The organism is Reichenbachiella sp., assembly GCF_965223055.1.
Taxonomy (GTDB): Bacteria; Bacteroidota; Bacteroidia; order Cytophagales; family Cyclobacteriaceae; genus Reichenbachiella.
Genome location: NZ_CBDCVM010000010.1, coordinates 297,105 through 312,693 on the forward strand (window position 1 = coordinate 297,105; position 15,589 = coordinate 312,693).

Below are 15,589 nucleotides of genomic sequence, written 5' to 3' on the forward strand. Positions count from 1 at the left end.
CTCTTCTTCTTTGGTTCGACTAGTGACATTGTGCTAAACGGTTGATCTGAGTGTTGAGTCAACTAATTCAATGATAAATATTAATCAGTTGTCTGAATGCTACTCATGTATTCATCGAAAGTGCTTAGCTTATCTACATAGCCATCAGGCTTCAATTCTATAATTCTGTCTGCGACAGTTTGAACAAACTCATGGTCATGAGAAGTGAATAGTACAGTGCCAGGGAAATCTTTCAAAGCATTATTGAAGGCTTGGATAGATTCGAGATCCAAATGGTTCGTTGGCTCGTCAAGTATCAATACATTGCCACCAGCAAGCATCATTTTTGAAATCATACAACGTACTTTCTCTCCTCCAGATAATACATCACACATTTTAAATGTTTCTTCTCCAGAGAATAGCATTTTGCCAAGGAAGCCACGGATATAAACTTCGTCTTTTTCTCCATCAGAATATTGTCTCAACCAGTCGATCAGGTTAAGTTTCTCTTCGAAGTATTCGGCGTTTTCGTTGGGTAGAAAGGCTTTTGTGATCGTCTGACCAAATTTATATTGACCGCTGTCAGCCTCCATTTCTTCATTCAAAATCTTGAATAGGGCAGTTGTGGCTAAGCCATCTTTAGCTAGGAATGCAATTTTATCACCCTTGTTAACGAAGAAATCGAGATTACTGAAAAGTGGCTTGCCATCCAGTGATTTTGATAGTCCTTTGACTTCAAGGATTTGATCACCAGCTTCTCTGTTTTGATTGAAGATGATCGCAGGATATCTACGCGAAGAAGGTTTGATTTCTTCGATATTTATCTTGTCTAGTAATTTCTTTCTGGAAGTAGCTTGCTTGGATTTGGCTGCATTTGCACTGAATCGAGCTATAAAGTCCTGCAGTTCTTTTTTCTTTTCTTCTGCCTTTTTGTTGGCTGAAGTTCTTTGGTTTAGGGCCAACTGACTAGACTGATACCAGAAACTATAGTTTCCAGTAAATACATTGATAGCGCTAAAGTCAATATCTGCAGTATGAGTACACACCGTATCCAAGAAGTGTCTATCGTGAGACACTACAATCACAGTATTTTTAAATTCAAGTAAAAAGTCTTCTAACCAGGAAATAGTATTGATATCCAGGTCGTTGGTAGGCTCATCCAGAATCAAAACATCCGGATTTCCAAAAAGAGCTTGAGCCAAAAGCACTCTTACTTTTTGGTTACCATTTAGATCTTTCATCTGCCTGTAGTGATCGTCTTCTACAATTCCCAAGCCGCTCAATAAGGCCGCTGCATCTGGCTCAGCATTCCAACCATCCATTTCGGCAAATTTTTCCTCCAATTCCGACGTTCGAATTCCATCTTCTTCTGAAAAATCAGCTTTGGCATACAAAGCATCCTTTTCTTGCATGATTTCCCATAATGTACCATGACCTTGCATCACAGTATGGATGGCTGTTTCTTCATCAAATGCGTGGTGATTTTGAGAAAGTACGGCTAGTCTTTTTCCTGGGTCCAATACTACCTGACCAGAATTGGGTGATATTTCTCCTGAGAGTATTTTCAGAAACGTTGACTTACCGGCGCCATTGGCTCCAATCACTCCATAGCAGTTGCCTTGAGTGAATTTGATATTTACCTCGTCGAATAAAACTCGCTTACCGTATTGTAAAGAAACGTTATTTACTGAAATCATATCTACTGTAATTTTGAAGGCGCAAAGTTACTTCTTTTAATGGGCAAAAGAAAAATAAGTTCTAATATTGGCATAGCATCAAAATAGACACGCTCTAATATGAAAGTAGCGGTAATAGGAGGAGGTGCTGCAGGTTTTTTTGCAGCGATTTCATGTAAGGCACATCATCCGGGAGCCATCGTTTCGATTTTTGAAAAATCAGCCAAAACGTTGGCTAAAGTGAAGGTATCTGGTGGAGGAAGGTGTAACGTGACAAATGCTTGCGAGCAGCAAGCTGATTTTTTACGCTATTATCCCCGCGGACAAAAAAAATTGAAGAAGTCCTTCAATTACTTTAACCGAATGGACACCATACAATGGTTCGAGAGCAGAGGAGTGCAATTGAAGGCTGAATCCGATGGAAGGATGTTTCCAATCACTGATGACTCACAGACTATCATAGATTGTTTGCGAAATGAGGTGGAACGATTGGATGTCATGTTGTTTACCAAAAAGAGTATTTCAAAGTTAATACCTCATGCCCAGGGGGGATTTGAAGTAACTTTTGAATCTGCAGCTACTGATCTCTTCGATGCAGTCATTGTAGCTACAGGAGGCAGTCCCAAATCAAATGGTTATGACTGGTTGCGCCAATTGGGGCACAAAATAGTAGAACCCGTGCCTTCACTATTTACATTTAATATTCCTCAGGAAAAGAAACTCAAAGCATTGATGGGATTGGCCATTCCTAATGCAGTAGTTAAGATTCAGGGAACCAAGATGGTGCAAGATGGACCTATACTAGTTACGCATTGGGGATTGAGTGGACCAGCTGTTCTTAAATTATCTGCGTGGGGCGCAAGGCAATTGTTTGACATGAATTACAACTTTAAAGTTCAGGTGAATTGGGCAGGTGGCATGAACGAAGAGCAACTCAGAAAGCAGGTGGTAAGTGTGTCAGAGAAAGAGTCAAAAAAGAAGGTCTACAATGCAAAACCGATTGATGTTCCTAATCGTCTTTGGGACTATTTATTAGTGAGGATCGACCTTAATAAAAATACCATTTGGGCGGAAGTGAAAAAGAAGGACAAAAATCGTGTAATCAATGTGTTACTCAATGATGAATATGCTGTAGTGGGTAAGACAACGTTCAAAGAAGAATTTGTGACTTGTGGTGGTGTGGATCTATCGGAAGTTGATTTCAATACGATGCAAAGCAGAAAATTGCCGGGAATGTTCTTCGCTGGAGAAGTATTAGATGTAGATGGCATTACCGGTGGATTCAATTTTCAAGCGGCCTGGTCTACGGGTTTTGTGGCTGGCAAATTAGCTCAGTAGTTCATTATTAAACTTTAATACTTCAACCATCCTGACAAATTCAGATTGAGCAGGTGCCTGGATATCAATTGGCTTGCCTGTGATAGGGTGAATAAAATGCAGTGATTTGGCATGCAATAGCATGGTACCCATTTTCCATTTTTCTAAAAATAATTTGTTCTGTTTGTTGCATCCATGTGGTCTATCTCCTATGATAGGATGAAATATATGAGCAAAGTGTTTTCTCAGCTGATGCATACGGCCTGTACGGGGTCTGGCTTCTACCCATGAGTACCGGGAGGTAGTATGTTTCCCAAAGGGCACATCGATTTCAGTTTTGTCCAGAGTTATATAGGCTGTTTGCGCTTCTTGAGTTTTTCCTTTGTCATTGGTTAGCGCGTAATCAATCAACCCTTCAGGTGCTGCGAAACCCCTAAGAATGGCCCAATATTTCTTAGTCATCTCCTCATTTTCGAATACCTCCCTTATGGCTGATAATGCAGACTTGCTAAGAGCAAAGAGCAACACGCCGCTGGTTTTTCTGTCTAGTCTGTGAGCAGGATGTACGTGCTGGCCTAGCTGATCACGTAATTGCTGAACTGCATACTCATTGGTATTAGTAGCCATTTTAGAGCGATGGACAAGTAGTCCATGTGGTTTGTTGATCGCAACAAAATGTTCGTCTTGATATAGTATGTCCAGTGTATTTGTGGCGTTAGCTTTGGATGCCAGATCTTCCTGCATTTGCCAAAATTACAAGTTTGTCACCTCTTATTGTTAACTATAGTTGTGACTTGCCACAACAATTTCTAAATTCAATAATATGAAGATGGTCATTCAGAAAATTCTGAGGATTGTTTTTTTGGTTGTGCTTGTTTCTTTGACCTCGACCACAAAAGCTCAAATTCTAAATGTGAACAAACATGATGTGACTACAGATTCAGCTAATTATTGGATGGGTTGGTTGAATTTCTTTTTTCAAATAGACAACCGAAGCCCAACACCTAATGAGGAAGCTTCACTATTGGCTCTGGAATCAAGCTTAGATATAATTTATGTGTCTGAAAGAAATGCACATTTTTTGTCTGGTCAACTTAATCATTATCAGGCTACTGGAGATCCTGTAATTAGTACAGGGTTTGCTCACTATCGGATCAATTTTGATAGAAAAAAGGATCTGTCAATTGAATTATACGTACAATGTTCTTTTGATTATAGTAGATTTTTGGATTTAAGAGCATTAGGAGGAGGAGGTCTAAAATATCGATTGATCAATTCAGATGTTGTTGAGTTGGATATTGGGTCAGGTGTGCTTTATGAACATGAGAAATGGGGCAATTTGGCCGATGATGGGACATACACTGTCAATAAAATGACTAAGTCGTCTAACTATGTGAAAAGTAATATAGGACTCTCAGACCATGTGAATTTGGCATTTATTGCCTTTTATCAATTTGGTTATGATCGGGATATTAAACAAGTAAGGCAAAGAATAAGCAGCCAACTTCAATTGGCCTTTACCATTTCTAAACATTTTGGATTTATTGTTGAAGGCGCTATTTATTATGAAAATAAGCCAGTCATTCCTATTAACAAGACCATTTATTCATTTCAGAATGGATTGAGATATCAATTCTGACGATTGATGCAACCCTTTGACTTACATATTAGTCTTTGATGTAAATTTTAAAACTCAAAGTATATACAATTATGAAAAAGATACTGCTATTCATGATACTCCTTTCAATGACAATGGTCGGAGTAGCTCAAGAAAAAGAAACCAGAAGTTTCGATAGTTTTAGTTCAATTGAAGTAGGCGAAGCTATTGAGTTGATCATTACGCAAGGCAATAAGAATGAGGCTGTTGTAGAAGTGGATGATATTGAATTAGATGATGTGATTACAGAAATCAGAGGGTCTGAATTGAATATCGAACGGAAGAATTCGAATCGAAACAACTCCAATAATAGAGGAGAAGTTGTTGTTCGTTTGACTTATAAAAACATTGATGAAATATCAGTAAGCTCTGCAGCTTCTGTCTATTCAAAATCTAATATCAAGGCCAAGGGCTTCGAGGTAAACGCGAGTAGCGCAGGTCGTATAGAGCTGGAATTGGATGTTACTGACTTGGAAGTGAATGTAAGTAGTGCTGGTAGTGTTGAGCTTTCTGGTAGTTGTGCTTCTTTAGATTTGGATGCGAGCTCTGCTGGTAAATTCGAAGGGTATGATCTCATGTGCGGCGCCATTAAGGCAGATGTTAGCTCAGGAGGTTCTGGGGAAGTTTCAGTGAAAGATAGACTCGAAGTGGATGCTGGAACAGGTGGTTCTTTGTATTATAAAGGTGATCCTGATAAAGTGCTTGCCGACAGTAATCTGGGAGGCAGAATACAAAAAAGATAAGTGCCAAATTTTACTCTTAATAAAGGTAGGGGGTGATTCAATAGAATTACCCCCTTTTTATGTTATAAATCTCATGGTAGGTTAGCTGGTATTTTTTTGAATTTTGATGAAAATTTAAAATATGAGAATACTAATTCTACCTTTCGTTGTCCTCTTTTGTTCATTTGGCTGTGAGCCGAATCAACCAATTGCTCAAGATACTTTGGAGCAACAAATTGATTCGTTACTGTCAAAAATGACACTAACAGAGAAAATTGGGCAAACAGCGCAACGTGGCACGTCCAGTCGAGTCAAAGGTACTTTGTCAGAAGAACTCAAGACGGCCGTCAGAGAAGGTAGAGTGGGTTCACTGATCAATGTGATGAATAAAGAGTTTGTTGATGAGCTTCAGCGCATAGCAGTAGAAGAAAGTCCAAACGGTATCCCGCTTATTTTTGCCAGAGATGTTATTCATGGTTTTAAGACCATTTTTCCAATTCCATTAGGACAGGCAGCTACCTGGAATCCCGCATTGGTTGAAGATGGAGCAAGAGTTGCGGCTGTAGAAGCAAGCAGCTATGGTGTGCGCTGGACCTTTGCGCCTATGCTCGATATAGCCAGGGACCCTCGCTGGGGTAGAATTGCAGAGTCTCCAGGAGAGGATCCTTTTCTAGCTTCAGAATTATCGGCTGCCTATGTGAGAGGTTTTCAAGGCAAAGACTTGAAAGATCCAACGAGTATGGTGGCCTGTGCTAAGCACTTTGTGGGCTATGGAGCAGCCGAAGGAGGGCGTGATTACAACACGGCTATAATTCACGAAGCATTGCTAAGAAATGTATACCTACCACCATTCAAATCTGCGGTGGATGCTGGTGTCCAAACCTTCATGTCTGGATTCAATGAATTGAATGGCATTCCGGTTTCTGGAAATAAACTTTTATTGAATCAGGTGTTGAGACAGGAATGGACATTTGATGGTTTTGTGGTGAGTGACTGGAATTCTGTGACAGAAATGATAGCCCACGGCTATTGTGCGGACGAAAAGGATGCGGCGTTCAAAGCAGCAAGAGCTGGAGTTGATATGGAAATGACCAGTCAGGCGTATGACAATTTCCTTGAGGAACTAATAAATGAAGGAAAACTAGATGAAAAGGTACTCAATCGAATGGTACGTGCCATTTTACGAGTTAAATTCAGAATGGGATTATTTGACCAGCCTTATCGGAAAGAAAATGAAGAAGCTATTCTGTCAGATAGCCACTTAGAAAAAGCTCAGGAGTCAGCATTGCAGAGTATAGTGCTACTGAAAAACGAGGGCGATATATTGCCCTTGCGAACAACTCAAAAAGTAGCAGTCATTGGGCCATTGGCCCATGCACCGTTGGATCAATTGGGGACATGGATATTCGATGGAGATCAGAAAGATTCAGTGACGCCTTTGACTGCCCTGTTGGATAGAATTGGAGAGCAAAAGGTAAAAGTGGCTAAAGGACTGGAATATAGTAGGGATCGTTCGACTTCTCAATTTTCGGATGCCGTAAGCGCAGCAAAGCAAAGCGACGTCGTTTTATTCTTTGCAGGAGAAGAGGCTATTTTGTCTGGAGAGGCACACAGTAGGGCACATATCAATTTACCTGGAGCACAGGAAGAATTGATTCAAACCATCCGAGCAAAAACTAATAAACCAATTGTGCTGGTAATTCAGGCTGGCAGACCAATCGTACTTGAGAATATTATTCATGACGTAGATGCAGTTTTAATGGCTTGGCATCCAGGTACAATGGGCGGACCAGCAATTACTGATGTGTTGCTGGGAGAGTATAATCCTTCTGGTAGGTTGCCAGTGACTTGGCCTAAATCAGTGGGGCAAGTACCGATATATTACAACTATAAGAATACTGGACGACCTGCGAGTGAGGCTTCATTTGTCGGGATAGATGACATTCCTATTGGTGCATGGCAAAGTTCATTGGGTAATAACTCGCACTATCTAGACGATGGTTTTAGGCCTCAGTATCCATTCGGTTATGGATTGTCATATACTAGTTTTGAATATACCGACCTCAGTATATCGGAAGATACTTTAGCTTCAAATGACATGCTTAAAGTGAAATTCAAATTAACGAATACAGGAAAGTCCTTTGGTACAGAAACTGTACAATTGTATATCCAAGATCATGTTGGGTCACTTACCAGACCAGTCAAAGAGCTGAAGAAATTTCAGCGGGTGAAATTGAACCCGAATGAGTCAAAGACAATAGAACTGTCAATTGACGCTTCAGATTTGAAATTTTACAATGCAGAAAATAAACTGGTGCTTGAGTCAGGTCAGTTCTCTGTCTATGTAGGAAGTCATGCTGAGGCAAGTATGAAAAAGAATTTTTGGGTTAAGTGATGAAAAGGAGAGTGGTGGACTAAGCTTCCATCACCTCTTTTACAATTTCTTCTAATTGCTCAGGCCCTTCGAACGGCTTGCGAACGTATTTTTTTACGTCGATTTTAAGCTCATCAGTTTCGTATTCGAGGTGTGAAGACACGATAACGATTTTTGGTTTCTCTTCTAAAGTAGAAATCGTTTCATAACCGTCTAAATACGGCATCTCGATATCTAAGAATAGAACTTGGGGTTTCAACTTAGATACACCTACCGCTCCATCAATTGCACTACTAAAAGTACCAACCAAGTCTATACAGTCTACTTTTTCTGCTAATTTTTTGAAAATCTCGAGATAAACTAAGTCATCATCAATTGCAACGCATCTATATTTTTCCATGAATAATCGTGGTGGTGGTGTGTTAATTTAAAAGCACTTCAATCTTAACCAATTTATTTAAGTAATCGAAATTTACTTTCACAAATTAGTACTTCATCTTTAATATTTTCAATGTAATCTTGATATGTTTATTATTTAACAATTTTAATTTATTTTATGAGTCCTTGCAATATTTCTCTAAATTGCAGTAACATTTAACAACAATAAGCCCAATTTTATACAATATTCATAATTTAATTGGGAATGAATTCAATATTAGCAGAAGTAAAGGAGAGACTTGGAAAGCCATACGAGGATTTTGAGTTTTTACTAGAGTGTTTGAAAGAGGTATTAATTGATAATGGTGAAGAGACTATTGCTAATGAGATCCCTTTTATCAATGATTATCCTTTTGAAAATGGCACGCAGATGTCAGACAAGCATATACAATTGTATTCGCTTGTTTTTCAGTTGGTGAATATGGCTGAGGTCAATGGTGCGGTTCAACATCGACGTTCTGTAGAAAATGAAAAGGATTTCACCTCAGTAAGCGGATTGTTCGCCAATAATATTAAAAGTTTATTGGATGAGGGTGTAACTGAAGAGGCGATTTTGGATAAAATGCCTCAGATGCAAATCGAACCAGTCCTGACAGCTCACCCAACCGAAGCAAAACGTGCCACTGTTTTAGATCATCACAGAGATTTGTATTTGCTTCTCGTCAGTTTAGAAAACAAGATGTTTTCTAAAAAGGAACTGATGAACATAAGGCACAATATCAAATTGACACTTTATAGGTTGTGGAAGACTGGTGAAATCTACATGGAAAAACCAGATCTCAGTTCTGAACTTAGAAACATTATTCATTATTTGGTGAATGTGTTCCCGGAAGTAATTCCTGTTCTTGATAGACGATTGATACAGGCATGGAAAGCTTGTGGGTTGTCGAAGCAAAAATTGCTTGATCATCACAGTTTTCCTAAGATCAGTTTTGGTAACTGGGTAGGTGGTGATCGGGATGGCCATCCATTAGTAACAGACACGGTTACTGCTGAGACTTTGGAAGCGCTCCGGTTGAATGCATTTGTGGTTATTAGAAGAAAACTTATTGCACTGGTGAAACAATTGAGTTTTGCCTGTGAACTCAATGAATGCGATGCGCCGCTCAAATCGAGAATAGATGAGATGGTTGCTGAATTAGGTGAAATAGGAAATGAGGCGCTTGAAAGAAATAAAGGAGAAGCCTTCAGGCAGTTTTCAAATTTGATATTAGCAAAACTACCTGTAGATACACAGCGTGGTCATGCCACACAGTTATCTGAGCATCCTGGTAGCTATAGGTTTGCCTATCAAATGTTAGAGGATCTTGATCTGCTAAAAAGGAGTTTGTTGACTTATGGAGCAAAATCGATTGCCTTTGATGATGTGAACATTACTATCAGAAATGTGCAGACTTTTGGTTTTCACCTGGCTAAGTTAGATGTTCGTCAAAACAGTGCGTTCCATGATAAGGCTATTGAACAACTCTTGCAGGCAGCACAATTTGAAGAAACTAATTTCTCTGAATGGAGCGAAGAAAAGAGGCTTGAATTCTTAAATAAAGAATTGAAATCCAATAGACCCTTCACGCATCAAAGTGCTGAACTAGGAGAAAATGCTCAAGCAGTATTGTCTTGCTATAGAGTAGTAGAAGCGCATGTTTCTAAATATGGTGGAGAAGGTATAGGGTCTTTTATCGTTAGTATGACTAGGTCACTTTCTGATTTACTTGCTGTCTATCTATTGGCTAGAGAGGCTGGGTTGACCAAGCAAATTGAAGAAGGGTTAGTTTGTGAAATTCCTGTGGTTCCATTATTGGAGACTATTGAAGATTTAGAAAATGGACCGGTTATTCTAGAGGGCTTCCTGAACCATGACTTTACAAAGAGAAGCCTGGAGCATTTTAGAAAAGTAAGAAGCTATAGAAATCTGCGCCAACAAGTCATGGTAGGGTACAGTGATAGTAACAAAGACGGAGGTATTATAGCCAGTCAATGGAATTTGTATAAAGCTCAATTTAAATTAAGTGAAATAGGAGAAAAGCATGGAGTAAAAATCACATTCTTTCATGGAAAAGGAGGATCCATTAGCAGAGGATCTGGACCTACACACTATTTCATCAAAGCTTTGCCATACCAAGCCATTCAAGGAAATGTGAGATTAACTGAGCAAGGGGAAACCATTGCACAGAAGTATGAAAACAAGGTAAATGCGGAATACAACTTAGAGCTTCTGGTGGCGAACTCACTTTCAAAAACGATATTGGATGAGCGTACCCAACGAGAATATCACCCATTAGCTGATGTATTGAATAATCTGGCAAAGCAAAGCAAAGACCATTATGAAGCTTTAACTCATCATGAAGGTTTTATTCAGTTTTTCCGTCAAGCTACGCCTATCGATGCCATTGAAACGAGCAAGATTGGATCCAGACCGGCTAAAAGAACCGGGGCCAATTCATTAGATGATTTAAGAGCTATTCCCTGGGTATTCTCATGGAGTCAGTCTAGATTTCATATGACGAGTTGGTATGGAGTAGGTAGTTCATTGAATAACTTAAAAAATTCAAATCCTGAAGATTATCAAAAGTTTAAAGAGGCTACAAAGAAAGATTCGTTTATAAGATATGTACTCACCAATGTAGACACGAGTTTGGCAGCAACAGACGAGAGTGTTATAAAAGCATATTCAGAACTGGTTGAAGATGACAAGGTCAAGAAAGAGTTCTCGGAAATGTTTTTATCTGAATTGCAGCTGACGCGTGAATTGTTGTTGGACTTGTTAGGTGAAGAAATTGAATCCAGAAGAGTAAACCACTATTATTCAAACCATCTAAGGTCTCCATTGATGGCTCATTTACATGAGAAGCAAATTGAATTGCTCAAGCTTTGGAGAGCGGATAAAGCGAATGGAAAAGGTGTCAGTGAAATGCAGCGTGAGTTAATGTTAACTATTAACGCAATTGCAAGTGCTATGCGGAACACAGGATAAAAAAAACCATAAAAAAACACATTCATACTATAAATGTGTCATTGCTTAATAAGGCAGGTGGAAAAGGGGTGAAGTCCTTCACGCTTTCGTCTGAAAGAGACGAATTCAATTATTTCGAAGAGATCGGCAGATCTCTTTTTTTATGCCTTTTTTTTAAGAAAAGTTATTGATGTAGGTCTTGCATTGATCTTCGCCACCAATGAACATGATACTATGACCTTTTAGTACAACCCACGATTTTTCGTTTTTGTTGAATTTTAATTTGAGCGATTTGCTTGTGTCTTTTGTTCGGGAAAATAGTGCCTGTAACATGGGTTTTTCGTTTAGAGGTTTGTTAACTGCGAATTATTATAATTCAAATATAAATAATCATATTGAATAAATAAAACAAAATGTAGAAAAAGTACAATTTACGACAATTATTGCCTAAATATTTCTCAAATACATAGTCAAAGTACAATTAATGACTATTTGGATGGAATTAATTGTATCTCCGAATTTTTAGTTTTAACACTAGGGAATGAGTGAAGCGGGAGTTTTTTGATCTTTAGAGAAGAGTGAATTCAATTATCTTTGTAAATTATATATCCAATTAAACGGGAACTTAAGGCAAAATGAAAGAGGACTTAATGGATGAGAAGATTTGTAAGTTTACACAATGCTTGGAAGCATTATTGATGAAAATGCAAGAAGCAGATAATACTTGTATCGAGCTTTCTAAAGATATCAGTAAGCGGGACTTTTCAGTTTTGACTTTTGTTGGAAAGAATCACGATGTGATCATGCGTGATATAGCAGGCTATTTGGGTATTCCTGTGAGCACTACGACAGGGGTGATTGACAAGTTGGTAGAAAAAGGCTACCTCAAACGCTATCACTCAAAGGAGGACCGTCGTACAATTAAGATCGGTTTGAGTAAGTTCGGCCAAGATTCTTTCAACTTGCTTCAAAGTACACTACATCACATGGGAGGGGCTATGCTCGGTGGGCTTTCTGAAAAAGAACAAGTCGAGCTCATTCATTTGCTCCAGCGAATATCAGATAACCTGGTCAACTACGTTCCTACTGCTAAATAATTATCCCTAAATATTAATATTACGAAAATCGTAATATATTGAAACCATAGTATTTGGTTGTCGTAATAGTCATCCAACCAGGGTGATCTATACTTTGTTGAGATTCACCCGCTCATTCAATAACCAGATACTAATGACAAAAGCAATCAACGAGTTCAAGGAAAAGGGACAACAGAAAGTGATCAGCTTCGCTAAATGGGTGATTAAGTGGAGATGGTTAGTATTAGTAGTGAGTTTAGCATTCACTGCATTAATAGGAAGTGGAGGCCGACATGTAGGCTTCAATAGTGATTATCATGTTTTTTTTAGTGATGATAATCCTCAGATGTTGGCGTTCGACGCCCTACAAAATAAGTACACTAAAGACGATAACGTTTTCATAGTCATTGAACCCAAGGATGGGAAGGTGTTTACTAAGGAAACATTGGCTGCCGTAGAAAAACTAACTGCGGATTCGTGGCAGACCCCATATTCGACCAGGGTAGACGCCATTACTAATTTTCAGCACACCAAGGCTGTCGCAGATGATTTGTACGTGGATGATTTGATCCAAAACTCTACCGAGTATGCACCGGAACAGATTGAAGCAGTAAAGCAAATCGCTATTGACGAAATCCTTTTAAAGGATCGTTTGATCAATGAGGATGCCAACCTAACTGCTGTGAATATTACGGTGCAACTCCCAGGTGAAAATATGGAGGAGGGTTCGGAAATCATCGCCCATGTTCGAGAACTAACTACCAAATTCGAACAAGAGAATCCAAATCTGAAAACCTACCTGTCTGGAATGATCATGCTTTCGGGGGCATTTCAAGAGTCTGCTTATGGAGATATGCAGTCACTGGTTCCACTCATGTTTTTAGTGGTTATTATTACCATTTTTATTACTACTAGGACACTTTCAGGAACATTTGCCACTTTGCTTGTGATCATCATGTCTATCATGACAGGGATGGGCTTTGCGGGCTGGTTTGGAATTATGCTAACGCCACCTTCATCGGCAGCCACTACTATTATTATGACTTTGGCTGTTGCGGACAGTATTCATTTGCTCATCACCTTTATGCAAGGTATGCGAAAAGGTTTGACTAAACATGATGCCTTGGTAGAAAGTATCAGAGTCAATTTTGTGCCAGTGATGATCACAAGTTTGACTACAGTGATCGGATTCTTATCAATGAATTTTAGTGATTCTCCTCCATTCCATGATTTAGGGAATATTACTTCTGTAGGTATGTTGGGAGCTTTCACTTATTCAATTTTTACGCTGCCAGCTTTAATGGCTATTCTTCCAGTAAAAGTCAAAGTGAAAAGAACGGACGAATCTGATATTCAAATCAATTCTTTCTTTGGTCGACTGGCTGAGTTCGTAATTCGCAATGATAAGAAAGTACTTTGGGGGTCAGTGGCTGCTTCTTTATTGATTACACTCTTGATAACCAAAAATGAATTCAATGAAGAGTTTATCAAATACTTTGATCAAGAAGTACAATTCAGACAGGATACTGATTTTATTTCAGAGAATCTGACAGGTATATATACCCTGGAGTTTTCACTTGGATCAGGGGAAGAGGGAGGTATCAATGCCCCCGCTTATTTAAAGAAATTGGAGGAGTTTGAGTATTGGCTAGAAGCTAAACCTGAAATAGTGCATGTAAGTGCTTTTTCTGAGATCGCGCGACGCATCAACAAGAGTATGCACGGAGATAGTTTGAACTATTATAGAGTGCCAGACAGTAGGGAGGAGGCAGCTCAATTTTTATTGCTCTATGAAATGTCTTTGCCTTTTGGATTGGATTTGAATAACCAAATCAATGTGGACAAGTCTGAAACAAGACTCATAGCTACGACGACAAATCTATCCTCCAAGGAGTTTATTGCCTTAGGGCAAGAAGCGCAAAATTGGTTGAGAACAAATGCACCTGCAGAAATGTATTCAGATGCTACCAGTACAGCAACCATGTTCTCTCACCTGACCAAGAGACAAGTGGATAGTATGATGAATGGAAGTATAGCAGCCTTGATTCTGATCTCAGTGATTTTGATGTTTGTGCTGAGAAGCTTCAGGCATGGTCTGATCAGTTTGATTCCCAATTTGTTACCTGTAGCAGTGGGATTCGGTGTATGGGGAGTCACCAATGGTATCATCAATGTAGGTATATCTATTGTGTTTGGTATGACCCTGGGAATCATCGTGGATGATTCGGTTCACTTCCTTTCTAAATATCTAAGAGCTAGAAGAGAACTAAACAAGAGTAAGGAAGAAGCCGTTCGATTTGCATTTGATACCGTAGGCAAGGCACTGGTAGTGACTACTATTGTTTTAGTCGCTGGTTTTGCGATTCTAGCTCAGTCAAGTTTTGGGATGAATAGTGGGATGGCAAAGGTGACCGTATTGATTATAACATTTGCTCTGGCACTAGACTTCTTATTGCTACCAGCACTATTGCTCAACATTGGGAAAAGTACCAAATCTAAAACCAATTCACAGTCTACCACTGTAAATGCGGGCCAACTAAGCCCTGCTTAATTATATCAGTTTTAAAATCTGGGGTCGGACTATGATGGTCTGATCCCAACTAATCTCATAATTATGAAAAAAACAATCAAAACAATAGCACTGTTATTGATCGGAGGATCAATGGCCTGGGCGCAAACACCTGAACAAAAAGGATTGAAAATTGCACAAGATGCTTCTAAATATGACGAAGGTTTTGGAAGCTCAGAGGTTAATCTGACCATGACATTAAAAAATAAACATGGCCAGAAAAGCACAAGATTTCTTTCCACTCAGACGCTTGAATTAATTGAAGATGGTGATAAGTCACTCATTGTGTTCAATAGTCCAAGAGATGTAAAAGGCACCTCTACATTGACCTATACGCATAAGGAGGGTTCTGATGACCAATGGTTGTATCTACCATCTATAAAAAGGGTGAAAAGGATCTCATCAGATAATAAGTCAGGTCCTTTTATGGGGAGTGAGTTTGCCTATGAGGACTTGTCTTCTCAGGAGGTAGAGAAATACACTTATAAGTATATCAAAGATGACAACATCAATGGTGAGGATTCTTATGTAATCGAAAGGGATCCAGTAGACCCAAAATCTGGATATACCCGTCAATTGGTTTGGTTGAATAAATCAAACTATAGACAAGAAAAAGTTGAATTTTATGATCGTAAAAATAAATTGCTCAAAACACTGACTTACTCTAATTATAAAGTTTACTTGGGTAAGCATTGGAGGGCAGGTGAGTTCTTAATGGTGAATCACCAAACAGGAAAAGAAACCACATTAACTTTTGAAGATTATCAATTCAAAATCGGGTTGGCGGAAGCTGACTTTTCTCAAAACAGCCTGATCAGGGCAGGTAGGTAG

11 protein-coding genes are annotated in these 15,589 nt (G+C 39.0%); 8 read left to right on the top strand and 3 right to left on the bottom strand.

What is annotated here, in order from left to right; genetic code table 11:
• Nucleotides 1–80 precede the first annotated feature (80 nt).
• On the bottom strand, nucleotides 81–1,676 hold the full coding sequence (locus ACOQO5_RS09170; RefSeq protein ID WP_420581395.1) for an ABC-F family ATP-binding cassette domain-containing protein: 1,596 nt from the start codon (nucleotides 1,674–1,676) through the stop codon (nucleotides 81–83).
• A gap of 99 nt (nucleotides 1,677–1,775) precedes the next feature.
• Between ACOQO5_RS09170 and ACOQO5_RS09175 the strand changes: the two genes are divergently transcribed.
• Entirely contained in the window at nucleotides 1,776–2,993 is a 1,218-nt protein-coding gene (locus tag ACOQO5_RS09175) for an NAD(P)/FAD-dependent oxidoreductase (RefSeq protein ID WP_420581396.1), read from the top strand.
• Here ACOQO5_RS09175 and ACOQO5_RS09180 read toward each other — a convergent pair.
• A complete protein-coding gene (locus ACOQO5_RS09180; RefSeq protein WP_420581397.1) occupies nucleotides 2,982–3,716 on the bottom strand; it encodes a pseudouridine synthase in 735 nt (244 codons plus the stop codon). The genes ACOQO5_RS09175 and ACOQO5_RS09180 overlap by 12 nt on opposite strands.
• 85 nt (nucleotides 3,717–3,801) lie before the next feature.
• Here ACOQO5_RS09180 and ACOQO5_RS09185 point away from each other — a divergent pair, with 85 nt between their 5' ends.
• The 3 genes from ACOQO5_RS09185 to bglX all read left to right on the top strand — a co-directional run bounded on the left by ACOQO5_RS09185 (nucleotide 3,802) and on the right by bglX (nucleotide 7,746).
• Nucleotides 3,802–4,611, top strand: coding sequence for a DUF481 domain-containing protein (locus ACOQO5_RS09185; RefSeq protein WP_420581398.1), 810 nt, complete (start codon nucleotides 3,802–3,804; stop codon nucleotides 4,609–4,611).
• A gap of 71 nt (nucleotides 4,612–4,682) precedes the next feature.
• Nucleotides 4,683–5,372: a GIN domain-containing protein gene (locus ACOQO5_RS09190; RefSeq protein WP_420581399.1), complete on the top strand. Its 690-nt coding sequence runs from the start codon at nucleotides 4,683–4,685 to the stop codon at nucleotides 5,370–5,372.
• A 121-nt stretch (nucleotides 5,373–5,493) separates the two neighbouring features.
• A complete protein-coding gene (gene bglX / locus ACOQO5_RS09195) occupies nucleotides 5,494–7,746 on the top strand; it encodes a beta-glucosidase BglX (protein ID WP_420581400.1) in 2,253 nt (750 codons plus the stop codon).
• A 19-nt stretch (nucleotides 7,747–7,765) separates the two neighbouring features.
• On the opposite strand, the gene ACOQO5_RS09200 is transcribed toward bglX, so the two are convergent.
• Entirely contained in the window at nucleotides 7,766–8,125 is a 360-nt protein-coding gene (locus ACOQO5_RS09200; RefSeq protein ID WP_318172083.1) for a LytR/AlgR family response regulator transcription factor, read from the bottom strand.
• Between the two features lie 243 nt (nucleotides 8,126–8,368).
• On the opposite strand from ACOQO5_RS09200, the gene ACOQO5_RS09205 reads away from it, so the two are divergent.
• The 4 genes from ACOQO5_RS09205 to ACOQO5_RS09220 all read left to right on the top strand — a co-directional run bounded on the left by ACOQO5_RS09205 (nucleotide 8,369) and on the right by ACOQO5_RS09220 (nucleotide 15,589).
• Complete coding sequence (locus tag ACOQO5_RS09205) at nucleotides 8,369–11,134, top strand: phosphoenolpyruvate carboxylase (RefSeq protein WP_420581401.1); 2,766 nt, start codon at nucleotides 8,369–8,371, stop codon at nucleotides 11,132–11,134.
• Nucleotides 11,135–11,748: 614 nt separating this feature from the next.
• Nucleotides 11,749–12,210, top strand: coding sequence for a MarR family winged helix-turn-helix transcriptional regulator (locus ACOQO5_RS09210; protein ID WP_420581402.1), 462 nt, complete (start codon nucleotides 11,749–11,751; stop codon nucleotides 12,208–12,210).
• A 133-nt stretch (nucleotides 12,211–12,343) separates the two neighbouring features.
• Nucleotides 12,344–14,740 carry an efflux RND transporter permease subunit gene (locus tag ACOQO5_RS09215; RefSeq protein ID WP_420581403.1) on the top strand — a complete coding sequence of 799 codons (2,397 nt, stop codon included), beginning with the start codon at nucleotides 12,344–12,346 and terminating at the stop codon, nucleotides 14,738–14,740.
• A gap of 63 nt (nucleotides 14,741–14,803) precedes the next feature.
• Nucleotides 14,804–15,589 carry an outer membrane lipoprotein-sorting protein gene (locus ACOQO5_RS09220; RefSeq protein WP_420581404.1) on the top strand — a complete coding sequence of 262 codons (786 nt, stop codon included), beginning with the start codon at nucleotides 14,804–14,806 and terminating at the stop codon, nucleotides 15,587–15,589.